Annotated in this window: 17 protein-coding genes; 11 read left to right on the top strand and 6 right to left on the bottom strand. The window is 63.9% G+C overall.

Going from position 1 to position 19863, the window contains the following annotated elements; genetic code table 11:
- Positions 1–60: 60 nt before the first annotated feature.
- Positions 61–999 carry an ABC transporter substrate-binding protein gene (locus E5X34_RS10815; RefSeq protein WP_126063059.1) on the top strand — a complete coding sequence of 313 codons (939 nt, stop codon included), beginning with the start codon at positions 61–63 and terminating at the stop codon, positions 997–999.
- A 70-nt stretch (positions 1000–1069) separates the two neighbouring features.
- Positions 1070–1963: a sugar phosphate isomerase/epimerase gene (locus E5X34_RS10810; RefSeq protein WP_292563977.1), complete on the top strand. Its 894-nt coding sequence runs from the start codon at positions 1070–1072 to the stop codon at positions 1961–1963.
- A gap of 5 nt (positions 1964–1968) precedes the next feature.
- On the opposite strand, the gene E5X34_RS10805 is transcribed toward E5X34_RS10810, so the two are convergent.
- Positions 1969–3774 carry an ABC transporter ATP-binding protein gene (locus E5X34_RS10805; RefSeq protein WP_292563976.1) on the bottom strand — a complete coding sequence of 602 codons (1806 nt, stop codon included), beginning with the start codon at positions 3772–3774 and terminating at the stop codon, positions 1969–1971.
- Positions 3775–3962: 188 nt separating this feature from the next.
- Here E5X34_RS10805 and E5X34_RS10800 point away from each other — a divergent pair, with 188 nt between their 5' ends.
- The 8 genes from E5X34_RS10800 to E5X34_RS10765 all read left to right on the top strand — a co-directional run bounded on the left by E5X34_RS10800 (position 3963) and on the right by E5X34_RS10765 (position 12375).
- The gene (locus E5X34_RS10800) at positions 3963–5321 is read left to right on the top strand and encodes an LLM class flavin-dependent oxidoreductase (protein WP_292563974.1); all 1359 of its coding nucleotides are present in this window, start codon (positions 3963–3965) and stop codon (positions 5319–5321) included.
- Positions 5322–5332: 11 nt separating this feature from the next.
- Positions 5333–6106 carry a DUF427 domain-containing protein gene (locus E5X34_RS10795; RefSeq protein WP_292563972.1) on the top strand — a complete coding sequence of 258 codons (774 nt, stop codon included), beginning with the start codon at positions 5333–5335 and terminating at the stop codon, positions 6104–6106.
- A 57-nt stretch (positions 6107–6163) separates the two neighbouring features.
- Positions 6164–7807, top strand: a complete 1644-nt coding sequence (locus E5X34_RS10790) for an ABC transporter substrate-binding protein (protein ID WP_292563969.1) — start codon at positions 6164–6166, stop codon at positions 7805–7807.
- Positions 7808–7838: 31 nt separating this feature from the next.
- A complete protein-coding gene (locus tag E5X34_RS10785; protein WP_292563966.1) occupies positions 7839–8798 on the top strand; it encodes an ABC transporter permease in 960 nt (319 codons plus the stop codon).
- On the top strand, positions 8795–9682 hold the full coding sequence (locus tag E5X34_RS10780) for an ABC transporter permease (RefSeq protein WP_292563963.1): 888 nt from the start codon (positions 8795–8797) through the stop codon (positions 9680–9682). The genes E5X34_RS10785 and E5X34_RS10780 overlap by 4 nt, the downstream gene beginning before the upstream one ends.
- Positions 9683–9734: 52 nt before the next feature.
- The gene (locus E5X34_RS10775; protein ID WP_292563960.1) at positions 9735–10220 is read left to right on the top strand and encodes a hypothetical protein; all 486 of its coding nucleotides are present in this window, start codon (positions 9735–9737) and stop codon (positions 10218–10220) included.
- Positions 10221–10340: 120 nt separating this feature from the next.
- Positions 10341–11780, top strand: a complete 1440-nt coding sequence (locus tag E5X34_RS10770) for an aldehyde dehydrogenase family protein (RefSeq protein ID WP_292563957.1) — start codon at positions 10341–10343, stop codon at positions 11778–11780.
- 19 nt (positions 11781–11799) lie between these two features.
- Positions 11800–12375: a DUF1349 domain-containing protein gene (locus E5X34_RS10765; RefSeq protein ID WP_292563956.1), complete on the top strand. Its 576-nt coding sequence runs from the start codon at positions 11800–11802 to the stop codon at positions 12373–12375.
- 145 nt (positions 12376–12520) lie between these two features.
- On the opposite strand, the gene E5X34_RS10760 is transcribed toward E5X34_RS10765, so the two are convergent.
- From E5X34_RS10760 to E5X34_RS10745, 4 genes are all read right to left on the bottom strand, one after another.
- Entirely contained in the window at positions 12521–13804 is a 1284-nt protein-coding gene (locus tag E5X34_RS10760; RefSeq protein ID WP_292563954.1) for an O-antigen ligase, read from the bottom strand.
- 40 nt (positions 13805–13844) lie between these two features.
- Positions 13845–14936 carry an acyltransferase gene (locus tag E5X34_RS10755; RefSeq protein WP_292563952.1) on the bottom strand — a complete coding sequence of 364 codons (1092 nt, stop codon included), beginning with the start codon at positions 14934–14936 and terminating at the stop codon, positions 13845–13847.
- 120 nt (positions 14937–15056) lie between these two features.
- Positions 15057–16235 carry a polysaccharide biosynthesis/export family protein gene (locus E5X34_RS10750; protein WP_292563949.1) on the bottom strand — a complete coding sequence of 393 codons (1179 nt, stop codon included), beginning with the start codon at positions 16233–16235 and terminating at the stop codon, positions 15057–15059.
- A gap of 199 nt (positions 16236–16434) precedes the next feature.
- Complete coding sequence (locus E5X34_RS10745; RefSeq protein ID WP_042645112.1) at positions 16435–17112, bottom strand: sugar transferase; 678 nt, start codon at positions 17110–17112, stop codon at positions 16435–16437.
- A 476-nt stretch (positions 17113–17588) separates the two neighbouring features.
- Between E5X34_RS10745 and E5X34_RS10740 the strand changes: the two genes are divergently transcribed.
- A complete protein-coding gene (locus tag E5X34_RS10740; RefSeq protein ID WP_292563947.1) occupies positions 17589–17990 on the top strand; it encodes a hypothetical protein in 402 nt (133 codons plus the stop codon).
- Here E5X34_RS10740 and E5X34_RS10735 read toward each other — a convergent pair.
- Positions 17964–19856, bottom strand: a complete 1893-nt coding sequence (locus E5X34_RS10735; RefSeq protein WP_292563944.1) for an ABC transporter ATP-binding protein — start codon at positions 19854–19856, stop codon at positions 17964–17966. The two genes, E5X34_RS10740 and E5X34_RS10735, sit on opposite strands and share 27 nt — an antisense overlap.
- Positions 19857–19863 lie beyond the last annotated feature (7 nt).

Here is a 19863-nt window from a genome sequence, read left to right as displayed (position 1 = left end):
TGAGCCGGATTGTGTGTAACGCACCGTGAGAGGCGCGGGGCAATCGGAGGAAGCAAGTAAATGAAGACCATCGCCAAACTTCTCTGCGGCGCGGCCCTCGCGGCCCTCGCCATCGCGCCGGCATCGGCCAAGGACCTCAACAAGGTCGGCATCTCGGTCGGCCTGCTCGGCAACCCCTTCTTCGTCGCCACCATCAAGGGCATCGAAGACGCGGCCAAGAAGATCAATCCGAAGGTCGAGGTGACGTCCGTCTCGGCAGACTACGACCTCAACAAGCAGGTCTCGCAGATCGATTCCTTCATCGCCGCCGGCGTCGACGTCATCATGCTCAACGCCGTCGACGCCAAGGCGATCGCGCCCGCGGTCAAGAAGGCGCAGGCGGCCGGCATCGTCGTCGCCGCCTTCGACGTCTCGGCTCCGGGCGCCGACGTCACCGTGATGACCAACAACGTCAAGGCCGGCGAGGAGGCTTGCCAGTATCTGGTCGACCACACCGGCGGCAAAGGCAACTACGTCATCCTCAACGGTCCGGCCTCGTCCTCGATCCTGGAGCGCGTCAAGGGCTGCAAGAACGTGCTTGCGCAGCATGCCGACATCAAGGTCCTGTCCGACGACCAGAATGCCGAAGGCTCGCGCGACGGCGGCCTGAAGGTGTTCCAGTCGCTGCTCACCCGCTTCGACAAGATCGACGCGGTGTTCGCCATCAACGATCCGACGGCGATCGGCGCGCAGCTCGCCGCCAAGCAGCTCAATCGCTCGGAATTCATCATCACCGCGGTCGACGGCGCCCCCGACATCGAGAAGGAGTTCGCCTCCGGCACCTCGATGATCAAGGCTTCCGCCTCGCAGGATCCTTATGTCATGGCCGGCCAGTCGCTGACGATGGCGGCGGATGTGCTTGCCGGCAAAAAGCCGGCCGAGCCGACCGTGCTGCTCGATCCAAAGCTGATCACCGCCGAGAACCTGAAGGACTACAAGGGCTGGACGGCGGCCCGCTAAAAAGCCTGCTCCCAAGGCTGGCGCGGCCGGATCGGTCCGGCCGCGCCTCATTCATCGGACGGAGACGATCATGTCGCGCATTGGAATCCACTCTTTCGTCTGGTCTGCGAGCTCGGCGCAGGCGGATCTCGAACGCACGCTGGCCAACACCAAGGAAGCCGGCTTCGACCTGATCGAGTTCTCCTATCTCGATCCGGCCGATGTCGATATCGGCAGGCTGGCCAAAAGCATCGCCGATCTCGGCCTGGGCGTTGCGATCAGCATCGGCCTGCCGGCCGATGGCGACATCTCCAGCCCCGACAAGGCGGTCGCCGCGCGTGGCGTCGAGATCTTGAACCGCACCGTCGCCCTCACGCGCGATCTCGGCGGTCAAAAGGTCGGCGGCATCCTCTCGACCAGTCATGGACTGCAGACCGAAGCACCGACGCGCGACCAGTGGAACCGCAGCGCGGGAATACTTGCCCAGGTTGCCGAGACCGCCAAGGCTGCCGGCGTCACGCTCAATCTCGAAATCGTCAACCGCTTCGAGAGCAACCTGCTCAACACCGCCGCGCAAGGGTTGGCCTTCATCGAGGACACCGGCTCCGACAACATCTTCCTGCATCTCGACACTTTCCATATGAACATTGAGGAGGCCGATGTCGGGCTGGCCATCCGCCACGCCGCGAAGAAGATCGGCTATGTCCATATCGGCGAGAGCCATCGCGGCTTCCTCGGCACCGGCAGCATCGACTTCGCCGCGATCTTCGATGCGCTGACGGCGATCGGCTACAGCGACGACCTCAGCTTCGAATCCTTCTCCTCGGAGATCGTCGATGAGAACCTGTCGCGGAAGACGGCGATCTGGCGCAATCTGTGGACCGACAATATGGAGCTCGCCCGCCATGCGCGCCGCTTCATCGCGGTCGGTCTGGAGACGGCGCGGCGCAAGGCCGATCTCGTCTCGGCTTCGCAGCGGCCCTGACTGCCTCAGGACAATTCGCTGTGTCGCCAGCAAGCGATCAGATGGCCGTCGCCCACATCGGCGGCGGGCGGTTCCGCTTTCAGGCAACCGGGCTGCGCCAACGGACAGCGGCCGGCGAATGCGCACCCGCTGTTGGATGTGATCTCGGCCGCGATCTCCGCCCGCGCGGAAGCTGCCGGCGCCTCGTCTGAAGACGCCGCCAAAAGCAACTTCGTGTAGGGGTGGTTAGGCCCGCGGAACACCTGCTCGGACGTGCCGGTCTCGACCAACCGGCCGCGATAGAGCACGCCGATCCTGTCGGCCATGTAGCGCACCACCCTGAGATCGTGGCTGATGAACAGATAGGTCGTGTTCCTGTCGCGCTGCAGATCGTTGAGCAGGTTGAGCACCGTTGCCTGCACCGAGACGTCGAGCGCCGAGGTCGGCTCGTCCAGCACCACCACTTTCGGCGCGCCGGCGAAGGCGCGAGCGATCGCCGCCCTCTGCCGTTGGCCGCCGGACAGCGAGCGTGGCTTCTGTTCCGCGGTTGTGTCCGCCAGCCGGACGGAGCGGAGAAGCTCGGCAACGCGGGTCTTCGCATCGCTCCGGCCAAGCCCGGCAAGCCGCCGCAGCGGCCGGCTGATGATCCGCCCGATCCGGTGGCGCGGATTGAGCGTGCGGTCGGGCGACTGGAAAACCATCTGCACGTCGCGCCGTTCGCCTGGCGCCCGCTTCTCGGCGCGTGGCGCCACCGTTCTGCCGAACAGCTCGACCGATCCTTGGCTGGGCGTCTGCAGCCCGGTGACGATCCGCGCCAGCGTCGATTTGCCGGAGCCGGATTCACCGATCAGGCCGAAGGTTTCCCCCTGCTCGATGCGGAGCTCGACCTTGTGCAGCACCGCCTGGTCGCCAAAGGAATGACTGATCTTCTTGCCCGCGATGGCGACCTGTCTGTCACTTGGAGCGGCAGGAGCGGGGATCGCCCCGGTACGACCACGAACGGCCGTAACGGTCTCGGCCAGGCGGCCGTCCCGCTTGGTGAAATTGAGCGCCGGGATCGAGGCGATCAGCGCCTTGGTATAGGCGTGGGCCGGGTTCTCGAAGACATCGCGCGCATCGCCGCTCTCGACCACCGCGCCTGACTGCATAACCGCCACCCGGTCGCAGGAGCGGCGGATCAGGTTGATGTCGTGGCTGATCAGGAGGATGCTGGTTTTGTGGTCGCGGCGCAAATCGTCGAGGATCGCGATGACCTCCGACTGCACGCTCGCGTCGAGCGCCGTGGTCGGCTCGTCCAGCACCAGCAGCGCCGGGTCGAGCGCGATGGCGATGGCGATGTTGGCGCGCTGCTGCATGCCGCCGGAAAGCTCATGCGGGTAGAGATCGAGCACTCGCTCGGGATTGGCGACCCGCACACGCCGGAGCAACTCAGCGGAGCGCCAGCGCGCTTCCTCGTGGCGCACCGGGCGATGGCGCATGATCGTCTCGCCGATCTGCCGGCCGATCGTCATGGCCGGACTGAGCGCGGCGCCCGGATGTTGGTAGACAGCCGCGATGCGATCGCCGCGTAGGCCGCGCAGCTCCTCGCCGGAAAGGCCGCGGATTTCCCGACCCTGGAATTCCAGCGCCGAAGCCGCCAGGCGGGCATTCCCCGGCAGGTAGCGCAAGATCGCCATGGCCACCGAACTCTTGCCCGAGCCGGATTCGCCGACCAGTCCCAACGCTTCGCCCTGGCCTATTGCGAGCGACACGCCATTGACGGCGGATTGCCATCCTCTTTTCCCGCCATAGGCGATGGAAAGTTTCTCCACATTCAGGACCGAAGGGGACATCGAGACCTCGAAATCGCTTTCTGCCGGTGCCCTAATCGAGGGCAATCGCTTCCGCTTGCATAGTATATTATCTCGATAAAATTACTCGAATTAAAGCCAAGCGCAATCTAGCCTTTTGCAAATTGGATATCGCGGGCCGCCGGACAACACGGCGCCCGTTTCCCCCAGCGATTTGCAAGGAGGCCGGCATGGCGCGAAATCAGTTGATCCTCAGCGCTTTCTTCTTCAACCCACAAGGCGACCATCGCATGTCGTGGCGCCATCCGCGCGCGCCAGGCCGGGAAGTGCTTGGCTTCGACTACTATCGCGAGCTGGTCCAGGCGGCCGAGCGCGCCAGAATCGACACCATCTTCGTCGCCGACCACGTATCGATCTGGGATTCGGTGAAGAGTGGCGTCGCGCATTACGCCAATGCCCGCCTCGAGCCGCTGACGCTTTTGTCGGCGCTGGCCGGCGTGACGAAACACATCGGCCTCATCACCACCGCGTCGAGTTCCTACAGCGAACCTTACAATGTCGCGCGCCTGTTCGCCTCGCTTGACCATATCAGCGCGGGCAGGGCGTCGTGGAACGTCGTCACCTCGGCCATGGACGAGGAGGCGCGCAATTTCGGCCGCGACGGCAATATCGAGCACGCCTTCCGCTACCAGCGCGCCGCCGAATTCCTCGATATCGTCAAAGGGCTGTGGGACAGCTGGGAGGACGAAGCCCTGCTGTTCGACAAGGAAACCGGCTATTTCGCCGATCCGAACAAGGTCCATGTGCTCGACCATCGCGGCGCGCATTTCAAGGTACGCGGGCCGCTCAACGTCTCGCGGCCGCCGCAGGGCCATCCGCTGATCGTCCAGGCCGGTTCGTCGGAGGACGGCAAGAATTTCGCCACCGCCCATGCCGATGCGCATTTCGCCATCTACAGCACCAGGGAAGACGGCATCCGGTATCGCGAGGACATCAACGAGCGCCTCGCCCGTCATGGCCGGCGGCCGGAGAGCTTCAAGATCCTGCCCGGCATATTGCCGATCGTCGCCGCTTCCGAGGCCGAGGCGCGCGACAGGCAGGATTATCTGCAGACGCTGCTCCCCGATCGCGTCGGCATCGACCTCCTGTCGAGCTGGAGCGGCATCGATCTCTCGGCCTATTCGCCGGACGGCCCGCTGCCGCAGCTTCCCGACGAAAGCACCTTCAATGGTGGCCGCACCTCGCTCAACCGCGTCAAGCAGTGGGCAACGCAGAACCTGACGCTGCGCGAGATCGCGCGAAAACTCGCCAACAGCGGCTCGGTGCCGACCGTCGCCGGCACGCCGAAGCAGATCGCCGACCAGTTGCAGGACTGGTTCGAGGCGGGCGCCGCCGACGGCTTCAACCTGATGTTCCCGCTGCTGCCGGAGGATTGGATCAACTTCGCCGAGCAGGTCGTGCCCGAGCTGCAGCGCCGCGGCGTCTTCCCGACCGAATACGCGCCCGGAACGCTGCGCGACCGCTTCGGTCTCGCCCGTCCCGCCAACCGATTCGCCGAGCAGCGCGCCAACCAGCGCGCCGTGTCCTGAGGAGAGCCGTCATGACCGCCGCGCCGAGATTGCAGCCGCGCGAAGCGACCGCGCCGCAACTGATCAATGTCCTGCACAGCCCCAAGCGCATCCGCGTCAGATTCGGCGGCCGCGTCATCGCCGACAGCCGCAACGTGCTGGTGCTGCGCTCCAACCATTTCCTGCCGATCTATTTCTTCCCCCTGGCGGCCGTCGATCAGTCGGTGCTGAAGCCGTCGAAGCAGGGTCAGCAGCATCCCGTCGGCGGCGAGACCAAATACTGGGATATCGAAGCCGGTGACCGGCGCGCCGCCGATGCCGCCTGGTCGTTCACCGCGCCGCCCGACGAGAATCTCGCGCCGCTCGCCGGCCGCATCGCCTTCACCTGGAACCTCGTCGACCAATGGTTCGAGGAAGACGAAGAGGTCTTCGTCCATGCCCGCGATCCATATGCGCGCATCGACGTGCTGCAGAGCTCCAGCCATGTCGAGATCTGGTTCGACGGTGAGCCGATTGCCGACAGCCGCCGTCCGGTGCTGCTGTTCGAAACGCATCTGCCGACGCGCTTCTACCTGCCGCCGGAGGATGTTCGCCTCGACCGGCTGAGGGCCTCGTTGACGAGGACCCGATGTCCCTACAAGGGCATCGCCTCCTACTGGTCGGGCGTGCTCAAGGACGGCTCGCTCAGCGAGGACATCGCCTGGAGCTACCGCGATCCGATCGCCGAGATGCCGAAGATCAAGGGGCTGATCGCCTTCTATCCGCAAGCAGTCGACCGCATCCATCTCGACGGCCAGCCGGTCTGATCCGGCGCCATCGTCTCCACTTCATTTCAAAAACCACGATTTTCACAGAGGCAAAAAATGACCAAGCGCAACGAAATCGACGCCCTTCGCAATCTCTCCGGCGATATCTGGAACGTCGCCATCGATGAATACGCCAAGGGCTATCTCAAGCGCCGCGACCTGTTGAAATACGCCGCGCTGATCGGCCTGACCGGCTTTGCCGCTTCGCAAGGGCTGGGCTTCTCCGGTCAGGCCCGCGCGGCCACTGCCGGCGGCACCGTCCGCGTCGGGCTTGGCCAGCCGACCAAGGCGATCGATCCGGTCACCGTCACCGATCCGGCCAGCATCGGCGTTCTCAGCCAGGTCGGCGAATATCTCATCCTCGACGATCCCAAGGACGGGCTGCAGCCGAAGCTTGCTCTGTCCTGGGAAGCCGATGAGACGGCCAAGCGCTGGACCTTCAAGCTGCGCCCCGGCGTGAAATTCCATGACGGCCGCACCGTCACCGCCAAGGACGTCGTGGCGAGCTTCGAGCGTCTGGTCGATCCGAACAGCGGCTCGTCGGCTCTGTCGGCCTACAAGGGAATTCTCTCCAAGGGCGGCGCCAAGATCGTCGACGACGAGACGGTCGCCTTCGATCTTGACCAGTCGAACTCGAATTTCCCCTTCTATGTCTCCTCCGACGTCTACAACGCCGTGATCCTGCCGGCCGACTATGCCGGCGACTTCGAGAAGAATTTCAACGGCACCGGCCCGTTCAAGCTTGAATCCTTCCGCCCCAAGCAGGGCGCCAGCTTCGTGCGCAATCCCGATTACTGGGGCGACAAGGCGCTGCCCGACCGCGTCGAGATCAAATTCTTCGACGACGAGCAGGCGCAGGTCGTGGCGCTGCAGGCCGGCCAACTCGACGTCATCCCGAGCACCACGCGTCTGGAACTGGCGATCGAGGGCAATGCCAACTTCAAGCTTTTGAGCGTGCAGGCGAGCTCGCATGACGCCGTGCATCTCAGGACCGATCAGGCGCCGTTCACCGACAAGCGCATCCGCCGCGCCCTGGCGCTCACCCTCGACCGCGAAGCCATCGTCAAGGGCCTGCTCAAGGGGCGCGCCATCGTCGGCAACGACACGCCCTTCGCGCCGATCTTCCCCTCGGCCGATTCGTCGGTGCCGCAGCGCAAGCAGGACATCGCCGAGGCCAAGCGTCTGCTGGCCGAAGCCGGCGTGCCCAACGGCTTCGAGGTGACGCTGACCACCGAGCGCGCCTACGACATTCCCGACTACGCCGTGATCATCCAGAACTTTGCCAAGAAGGCCGGCATCGATATCAAGCTCAATGTGCTGCCGCAGGATGCCTATTACGGATCGGCGACCTTCGGCAGCTCGCCATGGCTCGATTCCAATCTCGGCATCACCGATTTCGGCCATCGTGGCACGCCTGACATCTTCCTCAACGCGACGCTGAAGAGCGACGGCGCGTGGAACGCCGCGCATTTCAAGAATGCGGACTATGACGCCTTGCTGGTCGAATACAGCAAGGCCCGCGACCTGCAGACGCAACGTATCGCGGCCGGCAAGATCCAGACCCTGCTGCTCGACGAGACGCCGGAGATCATCTCCTACTTCTCGCAGTATAGCCGGATCGCCAGCGCGAAGGTCGAGGGCGTGCGCTTTACGGCGATCTCGCATCTCCTGCTCGACCGCGTTTCCTTCGTCCAGGCATGATGCGCAAACGTCACATCGGCTGGGGCACAGGATGCTGAACGGCCGCACCTTGTCGGCGCGCCTTGCCTCGCTGCTCCTCACCTTGTGGCTGCTCAGCGCGCTGGTCTTCCTCGCCGGGCAGGTCCTGCCCGGCGATGTCGCGCGCGTTATGCTCGGTCCCTTCGCCGATGCGCAGGCCGTCGCGGCGCTGAACAGACAGCTCGGCGCCGACCAGCCCGTGCTTGTCCAGTATTGGCGCTGGTTCAGTGCGGCGCTTGGCGGCGATTTCGGCACGTCGCTGTCGATGCGTGCGCCGGTCGCGCCCTTCGTGCTGGCAAGCCTCGGCCGCTCGGCGGCCCTTGCGGGCATCATCCTCTTGTTTCTTGTGCCGCTGGGTGTCGGCGCGGGCATCGTCGCCGGCCTCAACCAGGGTCGGCTCACCGATCGGCTGATCGTGCTCGCCGGCGTCTCCTTCGGCATTGTCCCGGATTTCGTCTCCGGCCTGCTCCTGCTCCTGGTCTTCGGCCTGTGGCTGAACTGGCTGCCGATCACGGGTGCCGCGCCTGACGGCGCGGGTTTCTGGACGAGCGGCTACTATCTCATCCTGCCGGCGCTGCCGCTGGTGCTCAACCTCGCCGGCTATCTGGCGCGCATGACGCGGGCCGGTGTCATCGAGGCTTTGGCTGCCGACTATACGCGCACCGCCATCCTGAAAGGGCTCGATCGCCGGCAGGTCATTATCCGCCACGTGCTTCCCAACGCGCTGACGCCGACCATCGCGGTGCTGGCGACGCAGAGCGGCTACATGCTCGGCGGGCTGGTGGTGATCGAGGCGCTGTTCGGCATCCAGGGTCTCGGCAATCTTGTGCTCAATGCAGCCAAGTCGCGCGATTTCCCGATGCTCGAGGCAGGCGTGCTGGTCATGGCGACGATCTTCGTCCTGTCGGCGGCCATCGGCGATCTCGTCCAGGCGCTGCTCGACCCGCGGCAACGGCGGCGGGCGTCGCTATGATGGATCTCCTGGAGTTCCCGGCACCGTCGCACGCGCCCGCTGTCCTGCGGGTCGCCGGCAGGCTGGGCCGCGCCGTTCGCGGCCTTCCTGTATCCGTCATCATCGGAACGCTCATCCTCGCCTTCTGGATCGCCTGCGCCCTGTTCGGCGACCGGCTGGTGCCCTACGATCCCTATGCCGAGGATTTCCTCGCCACGCTGACGCCGCCGGACGCCGCGCACTGGTTCGGCACCGATCATCTCGGCCGCGACGTGCTGTCCCGCATCATCGTCGGATCGCGCGACATCCTGCTGGTCGCGCCGCTCGCGACGTTGGGCGGCGTCGCCGCCGGCACCCTGATCGGCCTGGTGCTCGGCTATTTCGATGGCCTGATCGACGCTATCGGCGCGCGGCTGCTCGACACGCTGATGGCTTTCCCCTTCATCGTGCTTGTCACCATGACGCTGGTGGCGCTCGGACCTTCGAACCTCACCGTCATCCTGGTGATCGCCATCGCCTATGCGCCGCTGGTGGCCAGGACCGTGCGCGCCGCGGTGCGCGAGCAGAAGGAACGCGAATATGTCAGCGCCGCCCGCCTCGGCGGCGAGAATGCCTTCGCCATCATGGTGCTGGAGATCCTGCCCAACATCAGGGAGACCATCCTGATCGAGCTCATCACCCGGCTGGGCTACGCCTTCTTCTCGATCGCGACGCTGAGCTTTCTCGGCCTCGGCATCCAGCCGCCTTCGGCAGACTGGGGCCTGGCCGTCGCCGAAGGCTATGGTTTCCTGACCGGCGGCAAATGGTGGGTCGTGGTCTTCAACTCGGGCGCGATCGTTTCGCTGGTCATGGCCACCAATCTGATCGCTCAAGGCATCGGCGCCTTCGAGAATATCGAGAGGTGAATTGCGGCTTTGATTGCTAGACTCCTGTTGATTCGTCTCAACAGGGAACGGCATGAGCAAGGCTCTCGGCACATTCGCACTGGTCACGGTTTTGAGCGCCCTGCTGATGGCGCTCTCTTTGGCGGTTGCCAGGCACGGCTATTCCTACGGCGCGTTCGGCGTGAAGCGTCTCGACGGCATCGCCGATGCCGGCTCCTTCCTGGCCATTGCCGCCATCTATTTCTTCGGCGCCATGCTGATGATGATCCTGCCGATCCGCGCCGCCGGTATCATGCTAACCCATGCCGCCGACGCGATCTTCTGGGCGACGATCATGCTGTTCGCGACCATCGTCGGCTCGCTGATCGCCAGATGGGCCTTCGGCCAGCATGAGGTGCTTTGGGCGCTCTTCAACTGGCGCTTCCTGTTCGTGGCAGCGATCGTGGCGGCTCACCTCACCATGAACGAGCTTCGCCGCAACATCCTGCTCAGAAGCCTGTTCTTCGTCGTCTTCGGCGCGGTCACGCTCGCCTGCTTGTTCTGGTCGTTCTCGACCTGACGCGAACTGGCTCTAGGTTTAAGATCGCGGGTAGACCTCCTCTCGGGCAATGACTATATCATTTGTCCGACAATTGACCCGGCCGAAGGCCGCCGCGACCAAAACCCAAGGAAAAACAAGATGACCCTGCACCGCAAGAACCTGATCGACGGCGAGTGGCTTGGCGAGGCCGGCTCGCGCAACATCAACCCCTCGAACACCAACGACGTCGTCGGCGAATACGCTTCAGCCGGGCCGGAGGAGGCAAAGCAGGCCATCGCCGCCGCCAAGGCGGCTTTTCCGGCCTGGTCGCGCTCCGGCCCGCTGGCCCGCCACGCCGTGCTGAAGAAGACCTCCGACGAGATCATGGCGCGCAAGGACGAGATCGGCCGCTCGCTCGCGCGTGAAGAAGGCAAGACGCTGGCCGAGGGCGTCGGCGAGACGATCCGCGCCGCGCAGATATTCGACTTCTTCGCCGGCGAGACGCTGCGCCTGTCGGGCGAGATGGTGCCGAGCGTGCGGCCGGGCGTCGGCGTCGAGATGACCCGCGAGGGTGTCGGCGTCGTCGGCATCATCACGCCATGGAATTTCCCCATTGCCATTCCCGCCTGGAAGATCGCGCCGGCGTTGGCCTACGGCAACACGATCGTCTTCAAGCCGGCTGAGCTCGTTCCCGAAAGCGCCTGGACCATCGTCGACATCCTGCACCGCGCCGGCCTGCCCAAGGGCGTGCTCAACCTCGTCATGGGCAAGGGCTCGGTCGTCGGTCAGGCGATGCTCGACAGCCCCGACGTCAACGCCATCTCCTTCACCGGCTCGGTCGGCACCGGCAAGCGCGTCGCCGCGGCAAGCGTCGAGCATATGCGCAAGTTCCAGCTCGAGATGGGCGGCAAGAACCCGCTGGTCGTGCTCGACGATGCTGACCTCGCGGTGGCCGTCGACTGCGCCGTCAACGGCGCCTATTTCTCGACCGGACAGCGCTGCACGGCGTCCTCGCGTCTCATCGTCACCGACGGCATCCACGACCGTTTCGTCGATGCGGTGAAGGAGCGTCTTGACAAGCTCGTCATCGGCGATGCGCTGGACGCCAAGACCCAGATCGGCCCGGTCGTCGACCAGACCCAGCTCAAGCAGGACGAAGACTATATCGCGATCGGTGTCAGGGAAGGCGCAACGCTCGCCTTCGGCGGCGAGCGGCTGGAGCGCGGCACGCCGGGCTTCTATCTGCAGCCGGCGCTGTTTGTCGGCTCGACCAACGCCATGCGCATCTCGCGCGAGGAGATCTTTGGCCCGGTTGCCAACGTCATCCGCGTCAAGGACTATGACGAGGCGCTGGCGGTCGCCAACGACACGCCGTTCGGCCTCACCTCCGGCATCTGCACGACCAGCCTGAAGCACGCGACGCATTTCAAGCGCAATTCCGAAGCCGGCATGGTGATGGTCAACCTGCCGACGGCGGGCGTCGACTTCCACGTGCCTTTCGGCGGCCGCAAGGGCTCGAGCTATGGCCCGCGCGAGCAGGGCCGCTACGCCATGGAGTTCTACACCACGGTGAAGACGGCCTATACATTCGCGGGCTAATCAAAACTGGAGCGGATCGATGAGCGTGGCCGACATGACATGGCTGAACCCGCCGCCGCACCACGCGGTCGGCGACGGCACGCTCGCCGTCCGCACCGGCAAGGACACCGACTTCTGGCGCGAGACTTTTTACGGCTTCTGGCGCGACAACGGTCATTTCCTCTACCGTCCCGTCGAGGGTGACTTCAGCGCCGAGGTCACCGTCAAGGGCGACTACAAGGTGCTCTACGATCAGGCGGGGCTGATGCTGCGCCTGAGCGAAACGCACTGGATCAAGGCCGGCATCGAATACACGGACGGCCTGGCTTACTTCTCCGTCGTCGTCACCAACGACACTTCCGACTGGTCGCTGGTCGCCATTGCCGCCGGCAAGGACGGCGTCAGGATCCGCCTGACCCGTCACGCCGAGGCGATCCGCATCCAATATCTGGATGCCGCCGACGGTCATTGGAAGCCGGTGCGGCTGGCCTATTTCCCGGTCTCGAAATCGGTCGATGTCGGCATGATGTGCTGCTCGCCGCAGCGCGAAGGATTTGAGGCGAGGTTCTCCGATTTCGGCATCGGGCCGGCGATTTCGCGGGACTTGCACGACTGACGCGCCGCTGGAGCAATTCCTTTGTCGGCACGCGCGACCTTGGCTAGGCGGTCTATGTCGCGCTCGCGCAAGGCCGGCGCCGGCATGGGCCTGATCGCCGGCCTGTCGACCGCCTTCCTGGCGATCCTTGCCGACCTCCCGCTGATCAGACCGGCGCCGGGACGCGGCCGTTGGCAGGCCTCTCGTCCTCGGCCGGAATGGCCACCCTGCGGCGCCGGAAGGCCGGCAACGGGGTCAGCCTGAACAGGCCGTAATAGACGATGAAGGACGCCGTGAAGTAGGGGCCGAGCATCTCGACCTCGAAGAAGGAGCGGATCAGCATCAGTCCGATCGCGCCGGCAAGCACCACCGAATCGGCGCTCCAGTCGCCGAACACCACTTTCGACACATGGCCATAGAAAGCGCGCAGGATGACCAGCGCCAGCAGGGTGACGCCGATGAAGCCGATTTCCACCAGCGTCTCGACATAGGTGTTGTGGAAGTGGAAGCCCGAGCGGGTCGAGATATAGAATTCCGCCCACAGTCGCTCCGGATCGGCAAAACCCTGCACCCAGTAGGCGGCGTAGCCATAGCCGAGCAGCGGATGCTGCTGCGCCGCCTCCCAGCCCTGCTCCCACAGATAGGTGCGGCCGGTGAGCGTTGAATCCTTGCCGAAGATGCCGAGCACGACATCCAGCAGGCCGAGATTGAGCGCTGCCACGACAGCGGTCACCAGCGCGCCGGCGCCGACAACGAACAGCACGCGGCGATAGCGCAGCGACAGCACCTTGCTCATGGTGAGCAGCGACACGACGCCGATCACGGCCGGCAGCGAGGCCACGGAAGTCGCCGAATGGGCGATTGCCAGCATGTAGACCGACAAAAGCAGGATTGGCGCGGTCCAGGCGAAGCCCAGCCAATTGCGCCGATAGAAGACCATGAACGCAAGGCAAAAGAAGATGCCGAGCGAGGCGAAGAAGCCGACCTGGTTCTTGGAGCCGAAGGCACCGACGAAATTGACCGTGCCATCCATGATGTCGAGCGCATAAGCGCCGACTTTCATTGAATAGAGCAGAACGACGAAGATACCGATCAGCGAGCCCACCACCAGCGTGCGCACGCTGATGGTGCGCGCCGCGACATAGGCGCAGGCGATATGCGAGGAATATTGCACCGCCGCGCGCGCGCTGATGCCCGCCGCCTGGGACCAGAACACCGAGAGGCAGACATAGAGCGCAAGCGTGATCGGCAGCCACGCGGTGGAAAGCCTCCAGGTGAAGCGCCGGTAGTCGACGAACAGCAGCGGCAGCCAGACGGCATAGTAGGCGAGGATCAGGATCTGGCCGAAATTGGGCGAATAGGCGAAGGCGATCACGGAAACCGCGACCGCTAAGGCGCCGTAGGTCTCGTTGCGATCGGGATCGATCAGAATGGATTTCGGAATCTTCATGCCGGATCTTGTCCGTTGAGCCTTTCTTGAGTGAGCCGCGCTAAGCCACGGCTCGCGCGCGCTGCATCTGCCGCTGCAGGAAGCGCCGCACCGGCTCGTCATAAACGCGCGTGGCGATGTCCGCGATCACGACGACCGAGACCGCCATGACGATACCGAACCAGGGATGGTGTGCGAAAGGATCGATGGAGAAAGCCTTTCCGGCTCCGGCGATGATCATCAGCATCGGCGTGTGGATGATGTAGATCGGGTAGGAAATCCGTCCGAGCCAGCCATAGAAACCTGACAGAAGCGGTGCGGTCGGCGCTACTGCGCCGGTCGCCACCATGATCGGGAAGACGATGACGATTGCGGCAAGATCGTAGACAACGCGCGCGCCGCCGGCCGGTGCGATGGCGAAGACGGCAAGGGTGAGCAGGATCGCGCCTTCGACCCACAAGCCGCGCCGCAGGAAGCCGACGCTGCCCTGCCAGCGCGCCATGGAGCGGCAAAGCAGCACCCCGAGGAAGAACGAGAAGGTGACGCGCGGCAGCCCGCTGACGATGGTCTTGCCGGTCATGCCGAAATCCAGTGTGCCGGCGAAAACAGAGGCGGCGACGAGCAGGACGAGGCTGACGACGACGATTCCCGTCAGCACGCGCCGCGACAAAAGGATGAACACCGCGACATAGGCGACGTTGACGATCAGCTCGAAGAACAGCGACCACGAAGCGGGGTTGAGTGGGAAGATCGTGTGGTAGGCGTCGCTGACCAGCGGGATGAAAAACATGCCTGTCGTTAGCTGCAGGCCGATCTCGGACAGCGGCACGTACTCGGCCGGCATCAGCCTGTTCTTGACCAGCAGATAGAAGAAGCCGAGCAGCGTGCCGGCGAGATAAAGCGGATAAAGCCGGATCAGGCGGATCGCCACGAACGAGCCGAAGCCCATGCCGTTCTCGATCTTGCGGTCATAGGCATGCGCTATGACGAAGCCGCTCAGCAGGAAGAAAAGGTCGACTGCGAGATAGCTCGACGGCAGCACCTTGCCGTCGGCCAGGAACGGCGAGAAGTGATAGAGCATGACGCTGATCGCCGCCACGCCGCGGATGGCGTCGAGGTTCAGATGCACGTGACGCGGGGCTGCGGGCTGCATGCTATGCCTTCAAGCGGTCCAAACAGATCGCCCGCTCGCGTTGTGCGCGAACGAGCCTGACATGTTCCTCCCGCCTCCGTTCCACGGTTCGCTGCGGGGCAAGCTAGTGCCGGCGGCGCGCTACTGGCTGGCCGTCGGCGCGAGCTTCACCTTGATCACGTCGCCGGGCAGCACAGGCGTGTCTTCCTTGGCCTCGATCTCGCTCGTCTTGCCGTCGGCGACACGCACCAGCGAATAGAGCAGGGGTGGTTCCTGACTGCCGGTGAGGGCGGCAGTCGTTGCCGGATCCGACGCCTGAGCGATCAAGCCCTTCTGCATGCCGACCTTCAAGGCCGCCTCGTTCAGGTCCGCCTCCGTTTGCTGCCGATCGGCAGTGAGGCTCGAACCCAGTGTGTTACGGGCATCGATGGCGTCCTGTTCTGCCTTGCTGATCGACTGCTTGGCGGTGAGGATAGCCGTCTCGTAGTCCAGGATCTTGCCCTGCAGGTCGGTGACCGTCTGCTGCGAGGAAAGCAATCTCGCATTGGCAATCAGGCCTTTCTGCGCCAGCGGACCGATGCTGTTTGCCTGCTGCTCCGCCAGGTCGACCTGCTTCTGCTGGTTGGCGATCTTCTTTTGCAGCGATTCGATTTCCGACTGCAGAACACCCTTTAGTTGGTCGAGCGCATCGAGCTTCAGCTTCAGCGACTTCTGGTCGGAAACCAGGATCGCCGTTTCGTCGGCGACGATGGTCGGCAATCTCGGATCGCCCTTGATTTCCTGAGGCACCTCGAAAGTCGTCTTCCCGGCCAGGTCGGCGTCGATGCGGGCTCGCTTGACCATCAGCCGTAAGCGCTGGTCGTCATAGATGTCATAGGTGCCCTTGGCGGTGATCAGATCCTTTTCGATCTGAGGGCCGTAATCGGCATTGCGCCTTATGCCGCCGGCGATGCTGATTGCCTTGAGCACCGTCAGATCGGGCACGAAGGGAAACTGGCCGGGGTTCTGGACTTCGCCTGAAATATAGAACGGCCGGAACTGCGCCATCTCGACCGAGGCTTCCGGCTTGTCGGGCAGCGCTAGCTTACGCTGCAGCGCGAGTCCGATCGCCGAAGCGATCTCCGCCGTCGTCTTGCCGGCGGCCTGCATATCGCCGACGAACGGCACCGAGAGCGTTCCCGCCGGGCCGACCGAATATTCGCCATTGATGGCCGACCAGTCGCGGAACGTGCCGTCGACGGTCTGCCATTCGGCGACGCGGATGTTGAGCTTGTCCTGGGGGCCGAGCTGATAGTCGCCGGCGGCGGCGAATTGCGGCATGGCCAGTGACGCCGCAAGCAAGAAGCCCGCGACGCGGGCTGGTGTCCGAGATATGAGACTGCAGGCGAAAGACAGTCCGAAGAGGTCTTTTGTCAAATGAACGTTTCCGATCCGCTTTGGCCCCATCCGCCCGAATGAGATCACTGCCGGATGCCTGCCCCAGTTGCCGCGGGGCAGGCCTGTTGGTCGATAGTTCCGGTCAATAGCTGCCGCGCGACATCCACACGGCAGGAACTGTCTTGAAGATGATGCGAATGTCCTCGAACAATGACCAGTTCTCGACATAGTGGCGATCGAAGGCGACCCGCGTGTCATAGGATACGTCGTTGCGGCCGCTCACCTGCCACAGCCCGGTGAGACCCGGACGTGACTTCAGGTAATAGACGGCGGCGCTGCCATAGATTTCCAGCTCGTCGCGCACGACCGGGCGCGGGCCGACAAGGCTCATGTCACCCTGCAGGATGTTGAGGATCTGCGGCAGCTCGTCGAGGCTGAGCTTGCGAAGCACCGCGCCGACGCGGGTGACGCGCGGATCGTTCTTCAGCTTGCGCGTCGCGATCCATTCGGCGTTGGCCTCCGGATTGGCCGCCAGATAGGCGGCAAGCACGCGCTCGCCGTCCGGCACCATGGTGCGGAATTTGAGGCAGGAGAAAATCCTGCCGCCACGGCCGATTCGCTTGTGGCCGTAGAAGATCGGACCGTTGTCCGAAAGCTTGACCAGCAAGGCGACCATCAGGAAAAGCGGGCTGAGCAGAACCAGCCCTGACAGGGAACCGACGATATCGAAGCTGCGTTTGAGCAGACCGCCGATGGGGGGTGGAAAATCAACGCCGACCTGCGCAAAACCCGCATTAGCCGACTTGGCGACATCCCTCATGCAGAAGCTCCATACGTTGAACGGATGGTTTACGGCAAGATATCAAAAAAATGCTGCAGCGCAACACACAATTTCCCATCGCGCTGAAATGTTCACGTCATGAATTGACTAAATAATAAACCTTCCCTGCCCAAATTTTCGCCTTTGTGGCGCGTTTATGACAAGGTGATAGAAAATCAGGAAAATGTAGTCCGCCTTTCGGGCCTTTTTTGGACAGTGCGTTCTTTGCTGCAGACAAAACGCCGTTGCATGGCGCCAAAAGCACTCGCAACGGTAAGTTATCCAGGTAAAATACTATTCAAAGTCGCGGGTTTTACTGAAGCGAATGGGGCGGCATTGAATAGCCGCTCAAGCCGCAGTGTGCGACGCAGCATGGCAGAGTCGATCTCGTAAAATCGTTGGAAACCATACCTGCCGGGCCTTGCTCCGATCAGCCTGCCTTAATAGAGTCGCAAATTGTTCCTGTCATAGTCTGCATGGGTAAGGAAGGCCGGAAGCAACCGGCCGGATTGGGCAGCCAGAAAGTTCTTTGGCGCAACGGGGAGTTACGCGGGTGGGTAAGTCGCAGCTTCTGCATGCTCGTCTCGGTTGAGAGGCCGGCGAACATGTCTCTGCCAAAATTCATCATAGGCTTGATGTTCGCGCTGGCGATCGTCATCGGCTGGTCTTATTTCGACGGCGCGTCGGCGGGCACCATCCTCTTGCGTGCCATCGTTTGCGCCGTGATCATCCAGGCAGGCTATTTCCTTCTGGTCTTCGCCATGATCGGCAGGGCAACGCCGACTTCGGCCGACAAGATCCGCGAAGCTGACCGCGGCGCAATCCTGAACAAGGTCGCCGACGGCGAAAAGCTAAGCGCCAGACGCAGCCTCCACTGACCGTCCGGTCTGAGGGTCCTGCGCGACCTCGACCGGGGGCGCGGTCTCCTGCCCGGGCTGCTCGCCGGACAGCATCCTGGCCAGCCGGCTGCCGGCTTTTGCCTTCAGCCGCCGATATTGTCCGACCTCGACGGTGCGCCCGTTCTCGATGGCCACGACCCAGTCGGCGAAGGCGATCATCGACGGCCGGTGCGCGATGGTCAAAATCGTCATCCGGCCGCGCAAAGCCTCGATCGATTGCGCGATCAGCGACTGGTTCTGCCAGTCGAGCGCGCTCGTCGCCTCGTCGAGGATGAGCAGCGATGGCTTGCGCAGCAGCGCCCGCGCCAAGGCGATGCGCTGCCGCTCGCCGCCGGAAAGCCGGACACCGCGGTCGCCCACCACCGTCTCCAGCCGCGATGCCAACCGTTCCACGAAATCGGCCGCATGGGCGTTGCGCAGGGCCGCCCATAGCTCCTCGTCGCTGGCCTCAGGCGCGGCAAGACGAAGATTGGCGGCGATCGTGTCATGCAGCAGGAACACATCCTGCGGTACATAGGCAACCTGATCACGCCACGCCCTGCGATTTTGCGCGGTGATCTCCACGCCGTCGGCCAGGATCCGGCCGCTGGTGGGTTCGAGCAGGCCGAGCAGCATGTCGGCGATCGTGCTCTTGCCGGAACCGGAAGGGCCGATCAGCGCCGTCACCTTGCCGGCGGGCAGCTCGAAGGTGATATCGCTGACCACCGGTCTTGCGTCACCCTCGCCATAGGCGAACGATACCTCGCTGATGTTGAGGCCGGTCTCGAGCGACAGTCTCGCGCCTCGTTCGGCCATGCTTTGGGTCGGCTCGCGCTCGGCGTCGAAGCGGGCCTGAAGGGCTTGCATCGAAGCGTAGGCCGGCAGGTTGATCAGCACCTGCTGGGTTTGAAGCTGCATGTCCATGAAGCGCGGCGCCACCCGCATGAAGACCAGGAGCAGCACGACGATCTCGGCAAGCGACAGGTGGAAGCGGACCAGCGCGATATAGATGAAGAGGCTGAGCCCGATCACGCTCGCCATCTGGAACAGGGCGGTGCCGAGCGAAGAGTTGCGGACAAAGGCGATGTTGTCGGCCTTCATCCGGTCCAGCGTCTCGCCGAGCTCGGCGAAGTAGCTCGCCTCGATATTGAGGCTCTTGGCGACCTTGATGCCGCCGAGGAACTCGGCGACCGTGCGATACTGGTCCTGGCGGTTGCCGGTCAGCGTGCGGCCATAGGCGCTAGCGCGTGCCCGGAACGGCTGCAGCGCAACCAGCAGAACCAGGCCGATGAGGATGGCGAAGGACGTCATCACCGGCGAGATGAACAGCGAGACCACGAGATAGCCGGTGAGAAGCAATGTCGCCTGGGTGAGCATCAGCAGTGAGAAGGCGGCTACCTGCACGCGGTCGACGTCGCCGTTCAGCGCGTGGTCGAGATCGGAGCTGCGGATGCGGGTGAAAACACCCCAGCGCGCCCGGCCGATGCTTTCGAACAGGTTCATGCGCACGCGGTTGACGAAATCGTAGAGCAGCCGCGCCATGTAGACCGACTTGAAGCGGTTGAAAATCGCCTGCAGCGCCACCAGCGCGACAAGCAGACACAGCACCGCCGCCAGCGACAGCGTTCCGCCGGGCACCAGCCAACGCAAGGCTTCCGGCACTCGAACTGCGTAATCCTGTTCGGCCCTGCCGATCAGGCGCAGCAGCGGGACGAGCAGCAGGATCGAGGTGCCTTCGGTGAGGCTCCCCAGGATGAGGAAGGTCAGCGCCGTCGCCGTGCGCCGCCCGCCGACATGCGCCACTATGGCGCCGAAGTCAGCAACGTCGCGGAAAAACGTCAGGCGAAGCTTCGAGGACCAGCCCATGTCCCGG

This window comes from Mesorhizobium sp. (assembly GCF_004963255.1).
Classification (GTDB): domain Bacteria; phylum Pseudomonadota; class Alphaproteobacteria; order Rhizobiales; family Rhizobiaceae; genus Mesorhizobium.
Note: the sequence above shows the minus strand (reverse complement) of the source record. Positions and strands in the feature narration are given on the sequence as shown.

Bases quoted from the DNA above. Each gene is read 5' to 3' on its own strand.
- E5X34_RS10790 (WP_292563969.1), top strand. From the start codon at position 6,164: ATGACCAAGCGCAACGAAATCGACGCCCTTCGCAATCTCTCCGGCGAT.
- E5X34_RS10800 (WP_292563974.1), top strand. From the start codon at position 3,963: ATGGCGCGAAATCAGTTGATCCTCAGCGCTTTCTTCTTCAACCCACAA.
- E5X34_RS10755 (WP_292563952.1), bottom strand. From the start codon at position 14,936: ATGCAGCCCGCAGCCCCGCGTCACGTGCATCTGAACCTCGACGCCATC.
- E5X34_RS10745 (WP_042645112.1), bottom strand. From the start codon at position 17,112: ATGAGGGATGTCGCCAAGTCGGCTAATGCGGGTTTTGCGCAGGTCGGC.
- E5X34_RS10735 (WP_292563944.1), bottom strand. From the start codon at position 19,856: ATGGGCTGGTCCTCGAAGCTTCGCCTGACGTTTTTCCGCGACGTTGCT.
- E5X34_RS10785 (WP_292563966.1), top strand. From the start codon at position 7,839: ATGCTGAACGGCCGCACCTTGTCGGCGCGCCTTGCCTCGCTGCTCCTC.
- E5X34_RS10750 (WP_292563949.1), bottom strand. From the start codon at position 16,235: ATGCCGCAATTCGCCGCCGCCGGCGACTATCAGCTCGGCCCCCAGGAC.
- E5X34_RS10815 (WP_126063059.1), top strand. From the start codon at position 61: ATGAAGACCATCGCCAAACTTCTCTGCGGCGCGGCCCTCGCGGCCCTC.
- E5X34_RS10760 (WP_292563954.1), bottom strand. From the start codon at position 13,804: ATGAAGATTCCGAAATCCATTCTGATCGATCCCGATCGCAACGAGACC.
- E5X34_RS10780 (WP_292563963.1), top strand. From the start codon at position 8,795: ATGATGGATCTCCTGGAGTTCCCGGCACCGTCGCACGCGCCCGCTGTC.
- E5X34_RS10810 (WP_292563977.1), top strand. From the start codon at position 1,070: ATGTCGCGCATTGGAATCCACTCTTTCGTCTGGTCTGCGAGCTCGGCG.
- E5X34_RS10740 (WP_292563947.1), top strand. From the start codon at position 17,589: ATGGGTAAGGAAGGCCGGAAGCAACCGGCCGGATTGGGCAGCCAGAAA.
- E5X34_RS10795 (WP_292563972.1), top strand. From the start codon at position 5,333: ATGACCGCCGCGCCGAGATTGCAGCCGCGCGAAGCGACCGCGCCGCAA.
- E5X34_RS10770 (WP_292563957.1), top strand. From the start codon at position 10,341: ATGACCCTGCACCGCAAGAACCTGATCGACGGCGAGTGGCTTGGCGAG.
- E5X34_RS10775 (WP_292563960.1), top strand. From the start codon at position 9,735: ATGAGCAAGGCTCTCGGCACATTCGCACTGGTCACGGTTTTGAGCGCC.
- E5X34_RS10805 (WP_292563976.1), bottom strand. From the start codon at position 3,774: ATGTCCCCTTCGGTCCTGAATGTGGAGAAACTTTCCATCGCCTATGGC.
- E5X34_RS10765 (WP_292563956.1), top strand. From the start codon at position 11,800: ATGAGCGTGGCCGACATGACATGGCTGAACCCGCCGCCGCACCACGCG.